This window comes from Acetobacter sp. UBA5411, from assembly GCF_002409645.1.
Taxonomy (GTDB): Bacteria; Pseudomonadota; Alphaproteobacteria; order Acetobacterales; family Acetobacteraceae; genus Acetobacter.
This window is the reverse complement of the sequence record NZ_DHNR01000037.1, coordinates 30,011-45,323: the sequence shown is the minus strand read 5'-3', so window position 1 is coordinate 45,323 and position 15,313 is coordinate 30,011. Positions and strand designations below refer to the sequence as shown.

Below are 15,313 nucleotides of genomic sequence, written 5' to 3'. Positions count from 1 at the left end.
TCCGATCAGGAAGAAACCACGGTCGAAGCGCTGATGATGACGGATCTGTCGTCACAGTTGGCATCGCCTGCTGAGATTGGCCGTGCCTCGCGTCTGAACGATGCGGCGGGTCGGTATATCGAGCACGCCAAGGCGTCTCTTCCCAAGGGCTGTCGTCTCGATGGTCTGAAAATCGTCATCGATTGTGCGAACGGTGCGGCCTACCGCGTTGCGCCGTCGGCTATCTGGGAGCTGGGCGCGGAAGTCATCCGTCTGGGCTGTGATCCTGACGGTGTGAACATTAACGAAGGCTGTGGCTCCACTCATCCGCAGGAACTTTGCGAGGCGGTTGTCCGACACGGGGCCGATCTCGGCATTGCACTGGATGGCGATGCCGATCGGATGTTGCTGGTCGATGAAACCGGACATCTGATCGACGGTGACCAGATCCTTGGGCTGATTGCCCGGTCATGGGCCAAGGCCGGACGACTGGCGACGTCTTCTGTCGTGGCTACAGTCATGTCCAATATGGGGCTTGAGCGTTTTCTGGCGGATGGCGGCCTGAAGCTGGAGCGCACGTCTGTGGGCGATCGTTATGTCGTCGAGCGGATGCGTGAAAACGGAGCCAATGTCGGCGGCGAACAGTCTGGGCATGTCGTCCTGTCAGACTTTGCGACCACTGGAGATGGCTTGCTGGCCGCTCTTCAGGTTCTGGCCGTGCTGATCGAGGATGGCCGGCCAGCCAGCGAGGTCTGCCGGGTTTTTTCGCCTTATCCGCAGCTTCTGAAAAATATCCGTTTTTCTGGTGCAAGCCCCCTGCGTCTGCCGGAAGTGCAGGCCGCCCGGGATGATGTTGTGGCGCAGCTTGGCCAGAAAGGTCGCCTTGTTCTGCGTGAAAGCGGAACCGAACCACTGGTACGCGTGATGGTTGAGGCCGAGCATGAATCGGATGTGCAGCAGGCCGTGAACGCCATGTGTGACGCCATCAACTCAGCCCACGTGGCGGCCTGATCATGCGCGGAAGGGTCCTCAGCATAGCGGGTAGCGACTCCGGCGGAGGGGCGGGTATCCAGGCGGACATCAAGGCGATTACTGCCCTTGATGGTTTTGCTATGACGGCGATTGCTGCTCTGACCGCCCAGAACACGATGGGCGTGGTCGATATTCTTGATGTGCCGCCCGAGTTCCTCAGAACCCAGATTCGATGCGTGCTGGAAGATATTGGCGCGGATGCGTTCAAGACCGGGATGCTTGGCCGGGCTGAAAGCATTCATGTGGTTGCGGAAGAAATCAGCCGTTACCGGAAGATCCCTTTCGTTCTGGATCCCGTCATGATTGCGAAGGGTGGGGCGGCGCTTCTTGTTCCGGAGGCAATATCGGCGCTGATCGATTCCCTTCTGCCGCTCTGCACAGTCCTGACGCCAAACATTCCGGAAGCTGAAGCGCTTCTTGGTGTACAGATCGAGACCGAGCAGGACATGATCGACGCAGGTCATGCCCTGCGCGGCAAAGGTGTGCCGGCAGTGTTGGTGAAGGGAGGGCATATGAAAGGCCCTCATCTCGCTGACGTTCTGGTGGATGGAGAAACGGTCGAGATCTTCAGATCGCAGCGTATCGATACCCGTCATACACATGGAACGGGCTGCACGCTGGCGAGCGCGATTGCGACACGACTAGCGCAGGGGCGTTCCCTGAGAGACGCCGTGAAGGAAGCGCGGGCTTATCTGATTGGTGCGATTACCCATGCTCCGGGTTACGGTCATGGGGCAGGGCCACTGGACCACGGCATTACGATTGCCGCGAGTTGGACTGTCTGAGCGGAAACGCCTGAAATCTGACAGAGTGTTTTCCGGACTCCCGGGCGCGGAAAGCACTCTGTCAGACGCGACGTTCTGACGGTCTTAAGCCTCAGGCTGCGACAGTTTCCTGTCGTTCGACCGGAGCGCTCGCTTCGTTCGTTTCCAGACGCTGCAATTGCTCACGCAGCATGTAGCCGCGGCCCCAGACTGTGGTGATGAGGTTGCCTGCGCCGGCAGCCTGCAGCTTTTTCCGCAGCTTGCAGATGAAAACATCGATGATCTTCATCTCCGGTTCATCCATGCCGCCGTAAAGATGGTTCAGAAACGCATCCTTGGTCAGAACCATCCCCTTACGCAGGACGAGCAGTTCCAGAATGGCATATTCCTTACCCGTCAGATGAACCGGAGACTCGTTCACCATGACTTCCCGGCTGTCGAGGCTGAGCTTGAGCGGTCCTACACGCAGGGTCGGTTCACTGAAGCCTTTGGAGCGACGCAGAATGGCCTGCATCCGAGCAACCAGTTCATCGGGATCGAAAGGTTTCGTCATGTAGTCGTCAGCACCGATGGAGAAGGCTTTCACCTTTGCCTGCGGACGCGTCAGGCCAGACAGGACCACCATCGGGGTTGTGACGCGCGCTGCGCGGGCCCGGCGAACAACCTCATATCCCTCAATGTCGGAGAGCATCAGTTCCAGGACGGCGAGATCATAATCGTAGTGCCGGAGCATCTCCACGGCTTCTTCGCCGGACTGGACATGATCAACCGTAAAACCGGCCCCTTTCATGATCTGGGTGATTTCACCGACAGAGGAGAGATCGTCTTCAACGAGCAGAACGCGCATCACTGTAACCCTTGGTTCGTTGTTGACCAATGGTTACCACCTTGGGTTGTATCGGTCTACGAAAATTTCACGTAAAGATTGTATAAAGATTCTTGTTAACCATCATAAACGCGTAAATTGTCTTTTTTTTTATCTATTTGAGCCAGAAACCCCTGATCTGAATGGCCCTGACCGGAGAAATCTTATGAAACCCGACTTCCTCACACAGGTTAATGCAACCTGTGCGAGTATTCCTGCCGCAGTCGCGACCGGGCGGATTACATCGCTGTCCGGTCTCGCCGTGACGGTTACGGGCCTTGGAAGTCTGGCGTCAGTCGGTGACCGGATGTTCCTGATGCGGCGGAACGGCGCGGCAATCCCCGCAGAAATCATAGGATTCTCAGGCAGCCACGCGCATGCCATGGCGTTTGGAAGCCTTGATGGACTGGCAAGCGGAAGCGAGGTCCAGTTTCCCGTCTTTATCGGGTCACGGGCTCCGAAACCGGGCGGGAGCCTGCCTGTCTCGGATGGATGGATCGGGCGGATCATTGATCCTCTCGGGCGTCCTCTCGATGGTAAGGGGCCCTTGCCGCCGGGGCCTGTGCCGCGCCCGGTGCGCACTGCTCCTCCGGATGCGACCCTGCGTGCGCGTCTGGGACCGAGAATCGACCTTGGTGTCCGGGCCATGAACCTCTTCACGACCTGCCGGGAAGGACAGAGACTCGGGCTTTTCGCCGGGTCAGGCGTGGGCAAATCCACGCTGATGTCGATGCTGGCCCGCAATACGGCCTGCGACGTGGCTGTGATTTCCCTTGTCGGCGAGCGTGGCAGGGAGGTGCGTGAGTTTGTCGAGGATGATCTGGGACCAGAGGGACTCGCTCGTTCCGTTGTCATCGTTGCGACCTCGGATTCGCCTCCGCTCATGCGACGGGAAGCAGCGTATGCGGCGCTGACTGTCGCCGAGTATTTTCGTGACGAAGGCAAATCCGCGCTTCTGCTGATGGATAGCGTGACCCGATTCTGTCAGGCGTTGCGTGAAATCGGCCTTTCCGTGGGCGAACCTCCGGCGACGCGCGGCTATCCTCCTTCGGTCTTCGCGGAACTGCCGCGCCTGCTGGAACGGGCCGGACCCGGCATCGTGCGTCCGGATGGGTCCGCCGGGCAGATCTCCGCACTCTTTTCAGTGCTTGTAGAGGGTGATGACCAGAACGAACCGGTGGCCGATGCTGTGCGTGGCATTCTGGACGGACATCTGGTGCTGGACCGACGCATTGCGGAAACGGGGCGTTATCCCGCCATCGACATTCTGCGTTCGCTGTCCCGTACCGTTCCGGGTTGCAATTCCGCTGATGAAAATGCGCTGACCCGTCGTGCCCGCGCCATTCTGGCTACTTATGCCGAGATGGCCGACATGATCCGCCTTGGAGCCTACCGCCCCGGAGCGGATGCGGCCGTCGATGAAGCCATCAAACTTCGGCCAGCCATTGAAGCCGTTCTTTCACAGGGACGCCATGAACGCTTCACGCTGGAGCAGAGCTTTGCCTCATTGAGAGATGCTCTTGCCGAGGTGCCCGTTCCAGAAAACTCGGTCGCGGCCGCAATGGCCGTTTCCTGATCGTTTAACGCAACTCCAGACAGACCGAGAACCGTCCGATGCCTTCTTCACCGCTGGATTCCCTTCTGAAAATCAGAAAACAGGAGCTTGATGAAGCCAAGAAACTGCTCTCGGAAGCGCTGGCGCGTGCCATGACGGCCTCTGACGCCGTGAAAGCGGCGGAGCAGAACATGGTCCGCGAGAGAGATCTGGCGCTGGACTTTTCGGCTGACGATCAAGTGGTCGAGGCCTACTCACGATGGTTGCCGATCGGTCGGGCAGCTCTCGACAAGGCGCGTCTGAGAGAACAGGACGCCTCCATGGAGGTGGAATCCTGTCGCACACGGGTCAATATGGCCCGCTCAGCGCTCGAAGCCGCTGAAAAACTGGCGGAAATGAAGGCCAAGGAGCAGCAGGAACTGGCGCAGAAAAAGGAACAGGCCATGCTGGATGATCTGGCCATGCGCCGGGCGACCCAGAAGAAAACAGACTGAGAATACCAGCGCTCTGCTGGCATGTTTTCGCAAGCTCTCTCTATCTGCTCAAAAGAAAGATCGTGACAGGACGCCAGAGACACAGGAAATAGTGAGTTTCTTCCCTTTCCTGTAATCGCCCGGATTTCGTTCATGACCACCCGTAACCTGATGCTGAATACCCGGTGCGAGACCGAGGCTCTTGCCCGCAGGCTGGCTGGTCTGACCCGTTCCGGTGACGCCATTCTGCTTTCAGGCTCTCTTGGTGTAGGAAAAAGCGTTTTCGCCAGAGCCTTCCTGCGCACCCTCTGCAATGATCCGACGCTGGATGTTCCCAGCCCCACTTTCACGCTGGTCCAGCCCTATGACTCGCCAATGGGTGAAGTGTCACACTTCGATCTCTGGCGGTTGCAGGGGCCAGAAGCGCTGGAGGAACTGGGGTGGGACGACGCCCGTACAGGCATTGTGCTGGTTGAATGGCCTGAGCGTCTGGAAGACCTTACGCCGCCAGACGCCCTGCATGTCACGCTGAAACCACGCCCTGTCGCCGGACAGGACCCCGATGCGGAAGATCAGCCCCGTGAGGCTGTTCTGGCAGGCTGGGCAGACCGTCTGTGAACGGGATGGTGACACCCTTGCAGCACTCTTTTTGACGGATCATCCTTCTCTGATGAACGCTTCCTCCGCCCCCGGTCTCGCCACCATTCCTGCCCATCTGCGCTTTCTTGACGAAATTGCTGCTCGCTGGACCGCAGGCGTGGAGGAAGACCCCGAGCGGATCGGTGACGGCACACTTGTTCTGCCGGGTCGTCGCGCCGCGCGTGCTCTGACCGAAGCTTTTTTGCGGCAGGCGGATGGACGGGCGATTCTTCTGCCTCGAATCATTCCCATCGGCGGACTTGATGAAGCGGAAACGGCGCTCGCCAGTCCGGACGCCCTGCTGCTGCCTCCGGCTGTGCCACCCATGCGGCGGCTCGCTCTTCTTACGGCGCTGGTTCTCAAGGCGGAGGGGGCTTTCGGTACCCGACCGATGCTGGATCAGGCGTGGCCTCTGGCGCGGGCGCTCGCTGATCTGATGGATGAGGCCGAGCGTTCGGGTATCAATCTGGCGGAGACGCTGCCGGACGCGGTCGACGAGAATTTTGCCAGACACTGGCAACAGACCCTCACCTTTCTCGACATCATCACCCATGCGTGGCCTGACTGGTTGCGTGAGCAGGGCGTGATGAATCCCGTAGCTCGCCAGATCGCGTTGCTGGACGCGCAGGCGGATTACTGGGCGCATCAGGTCGATGGAACGGCGCGGCTCTGGGCTGTCGGCTTCACCGATGCGCTGCCGTCCACAGTCAATGCGTTACGAGGCGTGCTGCTGCACCCGCATGGACGACTGATCGTCCCCGGTCTTGATCGGGATATGGACGACGAGACCTTCGCCACGCTTCCGGACGGTCACCCGCAGGCAGGTCTTTCCCGGCTTCTGGCCAGTCTCGATTCCCGACGGGATGATGTGGAGACCTGGTCCTCGGTTCTTTCTGATGATGAGAACCGCTCTGTTCTCGCCGCCCGCACTCACACCATAGCACGGGCGCTCCTGCCCGCTGCTGCCCTGTCGGACTGGGCGGCCAATCCTGAGCGCGGCGAGTGTGCCGGGTTGTATCGTCTCGCCAGCGCTGACCAGCAGGAGGAAGCTGCCGCCATTGCGCTGATTCTACGGGCAGGGATCGAGCAGAAGAACAAAAGAGTCGCCTTGGTGACGCCGGATCGGGCGCTGGCGGGAAGGGTTGCGGCGGAACTGGCTCGGTGGGGCATCCTTGCGGACGATAGTGCGGGCGAATTGCTCATCACCACGCCCGCTGCCGTGTTGTTGCGTTTGCTGGCGCAGGCCGTGGATCAGAATCTTGCGCCTGTCGCGCTGCTGGCTTTGCTGAAACATCCGCTGGTTGCGTGCGGCATGTCGCCCGGCACTACGCGTGCATCCGCTCGTCTGCTGGAGCGGAGGCTGCTGCGTGGCCCGGCACCTGCGCCGGGCATCGAAGGCCTACGGCGGCATCTGGAAGAGAAGCAGAAGAGGGAAGGGGCATCTCTCGATGGCGCGTCGGCGGATCGGCCTGATGAACCTCAGCCTCTCGACCTGTTTCTGACGGCCATTGAACGCTGCCTCGCTCCTGCGCTGGAAAGTGCGTGCGAAGAACGGACACTGCCGGAGCAGCTTACAGCGCTGCTGAAGGCTGCCGAGGCGCTTACCACCACAGATGATACGCCGGGTGCGGAAAAACTCTGGCGTGGCGAGGACGGTAATGCCCTCGGTCGCCGTTTCTCCGATCTGCTGACGGCCACGGATGTGTTGCCGCCCCAACCATGGGCGGTGCTCGATGGGTTGCTGGCCGCCGTCTTTACCGAAGAGCGCGTGCAGAGTCGGCGTGCGTTGAGGGGGCGGGGCGAGACGACCATCACGCTGCATCCCCGCGTGTTTATCTGGGGGCTGACCGAGGCGCGTCTTCAGACAGTCGATCTCATGGTGCTGGGTGGTCTGGTCGAGGGTGTCTGGCCTCCTGCAACCGATCCGGGTCCGTGGCTCAGTCGTCCCATGCGGGCGCGTGTCGGACTGCCTTCGCCTGAGCAGGCTATTGGGCAGGCGGCACATGATTTTGCATCCTGCCTGTCGTCCGCTGCCGAGATTGTGCTGTCCACACCGGGCCGTCGTGAAGGCGCGCCCGCAGTGCCGGCTCGCTGGCTGGTGCGTCTGGACGCTTTTCTTGCTGGGCGCGGACAGCAACTGGTGGAGCATCCGGCGCAATCATGGCTGTCACAGATCGACCGTCCGGTCGGTGCAGCCCAACCGGTTGCAGCTCCAGAGCCTCGCCCGGCTGTCAACAAGAGGCCCCGTCGCCTGAGTGTCACCGAGATTGAGACATGGATGCGTGATCCGTACGCCATCTATGCCAAACATGTGCTGAATCTGCGTCCGCTCGATCCGCTGGAGCAGTCCGTCGATGCGTCCGATTACGGTATGCTCGTTCACGGTGCGCTGGACGCATGGTTTCAGAAACATGGTGCAGAGTGGCCGCATGATGCCGTGCTGTCCCTGCGCAAGGCGTTTCTCGACAGTCTGGATGCCGCCAGTCTGCGTCCGGCACTGGCTTCGTGGTGGCGACCTCGTCTGCTCCGTATCGCCGACTGGGTCGCGCAGGCTGAAGCGGCCCGTCGCGAAAGTGCTTCGCCACGCGCCATTCTGACGGAAGCCAAAGGTCGCGCCACCATCACAGACACGCCCGGCGGACCATTCACGCTAACGGGGCGGGCTGATCGTATTGATCTGTTTGATGACGGGAAAATGGCGCTGCTCGATTACAAGACCGGCACGGTGCCTTCCACGAAGGAAGTGATTGCCGGGTGGAGTCCGCAGCTTCCGCTTGAAGCGGCCATGCTGACGCTGGGTGCGTTTCCGGAAGCCACGAAGCATTTTTCTTCTGATGAGAACAGCAATTCAGAGGTGGGTGAACTGATCTACTGGCGTCTGACTGGTGGTGCGGAACCAGGGTCTGAGACTGTGGTGAAGAGCAAGGAGATCAGCATTGCCGAACTTGCCCAGCAGGCCTGGGAAAGTCTGCGTCAGCGTGTAGCGGCGTATGACAGCAAGGCGCAGCCTTATCTTTCGCACCCTCATCCCGGTAAACCTCCGCGTTTTGCGGACTATGCCCAGCTTGCCCGTGTGACGGAGTGGAGCACAGCGCGTGAGGAGGGGGGAGAATGAATATCGTCCCGCTTCTTTACACGTCAGGGTTGTTTGCGATTTTACGGGGCTTTGCCCCGTACCCCACAAAGGGACACGGCCTCTTTGATCCCGATTTACTACCAGTTTCCAAAGGCACAGCCTTTGGCGGGTTAAGGGCAGCGCCCTTGGAAGCACACACAAGGTTGTCGGCATGACACTCCCCACCAGCGCCATCGACCTCGCCAACGAACAGCAGAACGCGGCGTCTGATCCGAATGCGTCCGTGTTCGTGTCGGCGTCCGCAGGCAGCGGCAAGACCAAACTGCTCATCGACCGTCTGTTGCGTCTGATGCTGCCGCGTCAGAACCCGCACGATCCGACCGGACCGCTTATTCCCGGCACATGGCCGGGGCGCATCCTCTGTTTGACATTCACCAAGGCTGCTGCTGCGGAAATGGCGATCCGCCTTCAGCGTACGCTCGGTGAGTGGGTCACGTTGCCGGATGACAAACTGGATCAGGCGCTTGGCAGACTGAGTGTTCCGCTTTCGGCCCGTGCGGAAGCGCGTGCGCTGTTCGCCCGCGTGCTTGATCTGCCGGGCGGCATGCGGATCGGCACGATTCACGCTTTCTGTCAGTCTCTACTGCGTCGTTTTCCATTGGAAGCAGAGACCAATCCGCATTTTACGCTGATGGAAGATACAGACGCGTCACTGGCTTTGTCGGAGGCGACGGAGGCCGAACTGGGACGTCTTCCTGCCAGTCTGGTGGAGCCTTTGGCCGCGCAGATTTCACTCGTGGATCTGCTGGGTCTGCTGACCGAACTCCGTTTCAGCGCCCAGAGTCATGAGGCGCTGAAACTTGCGCGCACGGATCGGGAAACCTTGCGGGCAAAGCTGCTTAGGGTTTTGGGCGTGAAAGCGGTTCCTGATGGAGATCCGGTTCTGGCGGCGTGCGTGGATATTCCGGACGAGGATACGCTGCGCGAAGCACTGAAAACGATGCAGGAAACGGCACCGGCGACAGCACAGAAGCGTGCTGCGGCGATGTTGGACTGGCTGTCGCACTATCCACCGGAGCGTGCTGCGGCATGGTCAGAGTGGCAGGGGTTCTTCCTGACCGGAAAAGGTGAACTTCGAAAACATGCTGGCACCAGTGAAAAATATGCCAAGAACCATGAAAAGACCGTCGAGCGTGTTCAGGAAGAAGGCAAACGTATTCTCGCTGTTGAGGAAACACGTCGCGCTATTACCCTCGCCAATCTGACGCTTGCGCTGCTGCGCACGGCGGCTCCGGTTCTGGAAACCTACAGCACCGGCAAGGCATTACGGGGACAGGTGGAGTATGATGACCTCATTCTCCGTACGCTTGGCTTACTTCGTGATCCTGGTGCGGCATGGGTTCTTTACAAACTTGATGGCGGTATCGACCATCTTCTTCTTGATGAGGTGCAGGACACTTCCCGAGAGCAGTGGCGTATTGCCGGTGATCTGACAGAAGAATTCTTTTCCGGCGTTGGTGCGCACGACGAAAATTTGGGGCCGCGCACAGTCTTCGCCGTGGGCGATTACAAGCAGTCGATCTATGGATTCCAGGGTGCTGATCCGGAAGCTTTCCGTGAATGGCGGCAGACTTTCGAAAAACGTGCGCGGAATGCTGAGGCGCTCTGGCGGGAACCTCAACTCACCGTTTCGTTCCGTTCTACTGCACCAGTTTTGACTCTTGTCGATGCAGTCTTCAGTCATCCGCTTGCAGCGCGAGGCGTCAGCGAACCGGGTCAGGCGATGCCGCGCCATGAATCCGCACGGCCGGGACAAGGGGGACGTGTCGAACTCTGGCCGCTTGTGCCCCGCGCCCTCGAGGGTGAGGAGGATGCTGAGGAACCCGATCCGTGGGCCGCAACTCGCAAGAATGTGGGGCAGATTTCACCACAGCAGCGCCTTGCGGATACGTTGGCCCGCTGGATTGCTGCACAGTTGTTGCAACCTCCTGCACCGGGAGAAACGCAGCTGACGCCGGGTGATGTTCTGATTCTTGTGCCCCGTCGTTCCGCTTTTGTAAGAGCGCTGATCCGTGCGCTCAAAACCGCTGACGTGCCGGTGGCGACGCTCGTGCGGACAGGTCTTGCCGACCAGACAGTGGTGCAGGATCTGATGGCGCTGTGTGACGCTCTACTTCTGCCACAGGACAATCTGACACTGGCCTGCGTGCTGACGTCGCCGCTCGGTGGTCTCAGCGATGATAGCCTGATGGCGCTGGCCATGGACCGGGACGGCGAACCGCTCTGGACCGTGCTGCGTGAACGTCACGCCGAGCGTCCGGACTGGTCGGCGGCATGGAATTACCTGTCGGCCCTGTTTCGTCGAGTGGATTATGCCTCGCCTTACACGCTGTTGTCCGAGGCGTTGGGTGTACATGGTGGTCGCGCCCGTATTCTTGCGCGTCTTGGTCCGGAAGCTGCCGAACCGATTGACGAACTTCTTTCCGCCGCGCTGCGTTATGAAGAAAACCACGCACATTCTCTGCAAGGATTCCTGCACTGGCTTCGTAACTCCAATGAAAGCGTCAAGCGGGAAGCTGAGGCGACAGGAAACGCCGTGCGTGTGATGACTGCACACGGTTCGAAAGGATTGCAGGCGCGATTGGTCATTCTTCCCGATACGATCGGAACGCCCCGTTCCGACAGTCGGCTTCTCTGGCTCCCAGCGAAGGGAAGTGATTCGAGCCTGCCGGTATTCGTGCCTCGGACTGACACTGCCACCGAGGTGACAAAAGCCGTCCGTGAGAAACTTCGTGAGCAGGCAGCGGAAGAATATAACCGTCTGCTCTATGTCGCTCTGACCCGCGCCAGCGATAGGCTGGTGGTCTGTGGCTGGGAGACAGGACGCGCGCTCAGTGATGAAAGCTGGTACGCCCGGTGCGTGGATGGTTTCACTGCGGCTGGGGCCGTATCCGAGCCGTTCGATCTTGGTTGGGAGGGGGAACGCCTCGTTCTGCAGGAGACTGCGACAGTCAGCCGAACAACACACGCTGAAACAGTGTTGCCACCGTCAGCCCCACTGCCGGCATGGGCAGGACATGCGCCTGACTGGACACCCACGCCACCGCCTGCGGAATCTGCGCTAGCCCGGCCACTGTCGCCAAGCCGTCCGGATGACGCACCGTTTGGCGAACAGCCTTCCACGCGTTCTCCGTTGGATATTGCGGCGCTGACTCCGAATGCAGCACGAGAAGCGGCTTTTCGCCGGGGCACGCTTGTTCATGCGTTGCTTCAGTTTTTGCCTGACAGACCGGAAGCGGATCGGACAGATGTTGGCTATAACTGGCTTCTTCAGCCCGGCAATCAGTTGGATGAGCAGGAAGCTGCTCGACTGGTCGCGCGTGTCATTGAAGTGATGGAATCACCTTTTCTGGCACCATTGTTTGCAGAAGGCAGTCGTGCGGAACAGAGACTGGCGGGTGTTGTCGGGGAGACTGTGATTGTTGGTCAGGTCGATCGCATGGTTGTATTGCCCGATCGTGTGCTGGTCTGCGATTTTAAAACCAATCGTCGTCCTCCTTCATCCGTGGAGCGTACGCCGGTAATGTATCTGCGGCAGATGGCGGCGTATCGCGCTCTTCTGCAGGCGCTCTATCCGGGACGCGCTGTAGAATGTTGTCTGGTCTGGACGGAGGTGCCAACGGTGACTGTATTGCCCGGAGGACTCTTGGAGGAATATAGGCCCGGATAAAATTGGTGTTCTGAAAACCTGAAGAAATCAAAGGGATTGTATCCCTTTGTGTGGAAAAGCTCCAAGGAGATCCGTTCCATTTTGATTATATAGAATTTCAGAAGTTTTCTGAAAAACACTCTCCAAAACGTCTTCTATATCCAGTTTGTTCAAACCCGCTGCATTGTCCAGACAACGCGTCCAATAATGGTCATGGCGTGCCCGTCAGGTGAGCCAAGGCTGACCTGATCAGCTGGAAAAGTTGCTGATTGATACGCCGGATTGTCGGACTGAACGAGAAAATCTCCGTTAGCTGTTCGGGAAATCCTTTTTACGAACAGGCCACCATGCATCACGACAGCATAAACCCCTTCGATCCTTGTGGAAGGCTGGGTATCAACCAGCAGGCGATCACCACTGTGGATGGTTGGGAGCATGGAATCACCGTCAGCCGTGATCATGATCAGGCCGGAAGGTTGCAGGCCTAATTCATCCGTCAGAAAGGATCGGGGAAACTGTATGGGGTGTCCCACACTTTCCTCACAGGTACGACCAAAACCGGCTGAAGCTCTGGCATCGTAATAAACGACGGCAACGGAAGAGGAGAGTTTGGTCTCTCCCGTCCAAAGCCATTCGACTGAGACGCCAAGTTCTCTGGATATTTCCTCAATTTTTGAAGGCTTCCAGTCTGCTCCTGGCTTTTGATACTTTCCGATCATGGACTCGGAAATGCCAGTGGCGAGATGTAATTGTCGTGCAGAACCGTAACGCTGGATAGCCTGCGTCAGTCTCCCTTCACGCGTTGAAGGATCTGGAGCCTCCTTCAGGGAAGGACCGCGGCGGCGACGGGAGTTTTTCTTTTCTTCCGCCATTACACAGTGCGATTTCGTGCTGAGAAAGTGTCTCTATAATAACACTCATCCAACGAGGTTTTTTGCTTGCTTATATGAGTTAAATGGCTCATATTCTTCTCCGAAGGGACGATTGAAAGATCGTTAAAAACTTGCAAAAGACCAGAATTGGCAAAAATCCTTACTCAATGGATGATGTATGTCACAGGTTGATCGTAAAAAACAAGCCCATTCACGCTTATACAGTGGACCAAATCCCATTCGTATGAGTGATCAGGAGTGGAATGTCATGATTTCGGCTCTTTCAAATGAGCAGAAAGAGTTGCTGAGTGAATTGCGTCATCGAGCGCAGTGTTGCACGCAGATGGCTGTTTCCGGGCCGCAACCCACGGCTGTAACGCTGGAAGTGGCGGAAACTGCGATGGATGCACTGCTGCGGAAATTGACGGACATGGAAGTGAAGTTCCCATTTGAAGGATTTCCTCTCTCAGGGAGTTATGCATGATGGTCAGGAAGTTTGAAGCTGAGCGTGCGGAAGATCTGGGAAAGGCAGCCAGGGCGCTTTACGCAAAAGGAAAGAGCATTCGTGCCATTTCTGAACAGATTGGCGCTTCACGGTCCTATGTCCATCGGATTCTGATGCGCGCACGGGCGGAACATCTTGCTGCTATAGTCAGCCAGCGTCGCATTGCGCAGGGTAATGATCCCCTTCCTCCGGGAAACATTATCAGCATGGGAGCCATAAGTTTGCATGGTAGGCGGCATATTCATTGAATAACGTACGATAGTTTTTTTTGTTAAAATATACAATTTAAGTAATTTTTATTACGCTTTAATAGTGTTCATGCGTGTGATACTGAACATGCAGCTTTGGTGAGGTATTTATAGGCTGTGCCTCAAATTGCATTCAATCTTTTCAACATTCCGCAGAAATAGGTGTAAAGATCTCTCTTCCATCTTCAGCCGCATTTCCGGTCGCCGTATGGAAACATTATAAACCGCTTTTTTATTGCAATTGATAATCGTTATCATATATGGTTTCTGAAGGATATGTATATTCTACCCATGATACATTGTGGAGTTGCAGAATGACTCAGCTTTTCTGTGAAAAAACGGGTATGATAGAGTTGGATCCGGAATACTTTGATGAAATTGCCGGTGGTGTAAACGCATCATTGGCAGGACAGGCAGCTGTATATGGCATTATTGGAACAGCTGCCGTTGCGGCGGCTCCCTTTATTGCCACAACAGCGGCGGGAGCAGGGGCGGCTGCCGGGATTGCGGCCGCAGGAACGGCGCTGGTCACGGGAGCAAGTTATCTTGCAAAATGGGCATTTATTCCACCACCGCCTCCGGGACAGGAAGAGGAATATTATAGAAACAGTTTAGCCAGATAGCAGGTAGGGTTTTTGGGTCCTGTATATGTTGAATATACAGGACCCGATATTGGATTTTTAAAAACAGGAATTGTTTTTCTATTGGAGAGAGTGTGTGCTGACGAAAATAGAAAAATATTCTCTATACCTGTTCGTAATTTCTGAATTGATTCTTGTCTTTAGCATCATGACGTATGAGAATTTTCAGAAGCAGGATAAGGTTCTGTTTTCTGCAATGGCGATAGTTTTTCTGATATTTCCGTTCGGACTTTTGAAGGCGGACGGGCGCTTTAAATTATTCTTTGTTGTTGGCATATTATATTCTTTTTGTATGTCTTTGGGTTTCTTTTGTCTGACTCTGAATCTGATAACGCCGCTTTCTTACCTTGATATTTCAAGAGATTTATTGATCGTTTTGTTTCTTGTTCTCATGTTCTTTATTGCACGATTTAAGAAATCCCAGATGTAAAAAGGGTGATTGTCATGGAAGCAATCATTCCGCTTTTTGGCCCTCTCTCTTTACATGGAAAAAAGGGCCTGAGAAATGCTCAGGCCCGTAATGCCGATCGGTAATCAGCCGTCAGCTTTTTTCGCAGCGTCAAACGCATCCATGATACGGGTCGAGTAAACAAGCGCCGCTCCAGCATTCAAGGCAATGGCGACACTGAGTGCTTCCCCGATTTCCTCGCGGGTCGCGCCGGCCTTTACGGCTTCCGCAGCATGAATGGTGATGCAGCCGTCACAGCGGGTCGTTGCGGCGACTGCCAGTGCAATCAGTTCCCGCGTCTTTGCGTCGAGGTGACCGCTCTTTGCGCTCGCGCCGTTCAGGGCCAGAATGCTCGAGACAGTATCAGGCGCGACAGAACTGTAGGCGCCGATCGCCTTGCCCAGATGCTCGCGTCGTTCATTCCAGTCACTCCAGTCCGTCATGTCCTGAACTCCTCTGTTTGGGGTGAAAGCGCTTCACGATAGGACGATGTCCGGAAGTCGCCTC

Annotated in this window: 13 protein-coding genes; 10 read left to right on the top strand and 3 right to left on the bottom strand. The window is 57.3% G+C overall.

What is annotated here, in order from left to right; translation table 11 throughout:
• Positions 1-990: phosphoglucosamine mutase (locus tag B3759_RS12905; protein ID WP_291366364.1), on the top strand; the 990-nt coding region annotated here is incomplete at its 5' end.
• 2 nt (positions 991-992) lie between these two features.
• A complete protein-coding gene (gene thiD / locus B3759_RS12900; RefSeq protein WP_291366362.1) occupies positions 993-1,796 on the top strand; it encodes a bifunctional hydroxymethylpyrimidine kinase/phosphomethylpyrimidine kinase in 804 nt (267 codons plus the stop codon).
• 91 nt (positions 1,797-1,887) lie between these two features.
• Here the strand turns inward: thiD and B3759_RS12895 are convergent, their stop codons facing one another.
• A complete protein-coding gene (locus B3759_RS12895) occupies positions 1,888-2,622 on the bottom strand; it encodes a response regulator transcription factor (RefSeq protein WP_291366360.1) in 735 nt (244 codons plus the stop codon).
• A gap of 184 nt (positions 2,623-2,806) precedes the next feature.
• On the opposite strand from B3759_RS12895, the gene fliI reads away from it, so the two are divergent.
• From fliI to addA, 5 genes are all read left to right on the top strand, one after another.
• The gene (gene fliI, locus B3759_RS12890; RefSeq protein ID WP_291366358.1) at positions 2,807-4,216 is read left to right on the top strand and encodes a flagellar protein export ATPase FliI; all 1,410 of its coding nucleotides are present in this window, start codon (positions 2,807-2,809) and stop codon (positions 4,214-4,216) included.
• 38 nt (positions 4,217-4,254) lie between these two features.
• Positions 4,255-4,689, top strand: coding sequence for a flagellar FliJ family protein (locus tag B3759_RS12885; RefSeq protein ID WP_291366356.1), 435 nt, complete (start codon positions 4,255-4,257; stop codon positions 4,687-4,689).
• A 132-nt stretch (positions 4,690-4,821) separates the two neighbouring features.
• Entirely contained in the window at positions 4,822-5,286 is a 465-nt protein-coding gene (tsaE, locus tag B3759_RS12880) for a tRNA (adenosine(37)-N6)-threonylcarbamoyltransferase complex ATPase subunit type 1 TsaE (RefSeq protein WP_291366355.1), read from the top strand.
• A 52-nt stretch (positions 5,287-5,338) separates the two neighbouring features.
• Complete coding sequence (gene addB / locus B3759_RS12875) at positions 5,339-8,422, top strand: double-strand break repair protein AddB (RefSeq protein ID WP_291366488.1); 3,084 nt, start codon at positions 5,339-5,341, stop codon at positions 8,420-8,422.
• 172 nt (positions 8,423-8,594) lie between these two features.
• Positions 8,595-12,113 (top strand): double-strand break repair helicase AddA, encoded by a 3,519-nt coding sequence (gene addA, locus B3759_RS12870; protein WP_291366353.1) that lies wholly within the window; start codon positions 8,595-8,597, stop codon positions 12,111-12,113.
• Between the two features lie 149 nt (positions 12,114-12,262).
• On the opposite strand, the gene B3759_RS12865 is transcribed toward addA, so the two are convergent.
• Positions 12,263-12,964 carry a LexA family transcriptional regulator gene (locus tag B3759_RS12865; RefSeq protein WP_291366352.1) on the bottom strand — a complete coding sequence of 234 codons (702 nt, stop codon included), beginning with the start codon at positions 12,962-12,964 and terminating at the stop codon, positions 12,263-12,265.
• 178 nt (positions 12,965-13,142) lie between these two features.
• On the opposite strand from B3759_RS12865, the gene B3759_RS12860 reads away from it, so the two are divergent.
• From B3759_RS12860 to B3759_RS12850, 3 genes are all read left to right on the top strand, one after another.
• Entirely contained in the window at positions 13,143-13,448 is a 306-nt protein-coding gene (locus B3759_RS12860) for a hypothetical protein (protein ID WP_291366350.1), read from the top strand.
• Entirely contained in the window at positions 13,445-13,717 is a 273-nt protein-coding gene (locus B3759_RS12855) for a helix-turn-helix domain-containing protein (RefSeq protein ID WP_291366348.1), read from the top strand. The genes B3759_RS12860 and B3759_RS12855 overlap by 4 nt, the downstream gene beginning before the upstream one ends.
• Positions 13,718-14,061: 344 nt before the next feature.
• Positions 14,062-14,340 (top strand): hypothetical protein, encoded by a 279-nt coding sequence (locus tag B3759_RS12850; RefSeq protein WP_291366346.1) that lies wholly within the window; start codon positions 14,062-14,064, stop codon positions 14,338-14,340.
• A 552-nt stretch (positions 14,341-14,892) separates the two neighbouring features.
• Here the strand turns inward: B3759_RS12850 and B3759_RS12845 are convergent.
• The gene (locus tag B3759_RS12845; RefSeq protein WP_291366344.1) at positions 14,893-15,249 is read right to left on the bottom strand and encodes a carboxymuconolactone decarboxylase family protein; all 357 of its coding nucleotides are present in this window, start codon (positions 15,247-15,249) and stop codon (positions 14,893-14,895) included.
• Positions 15,250-15,313 lie beyond the last annotated feature (64 nt).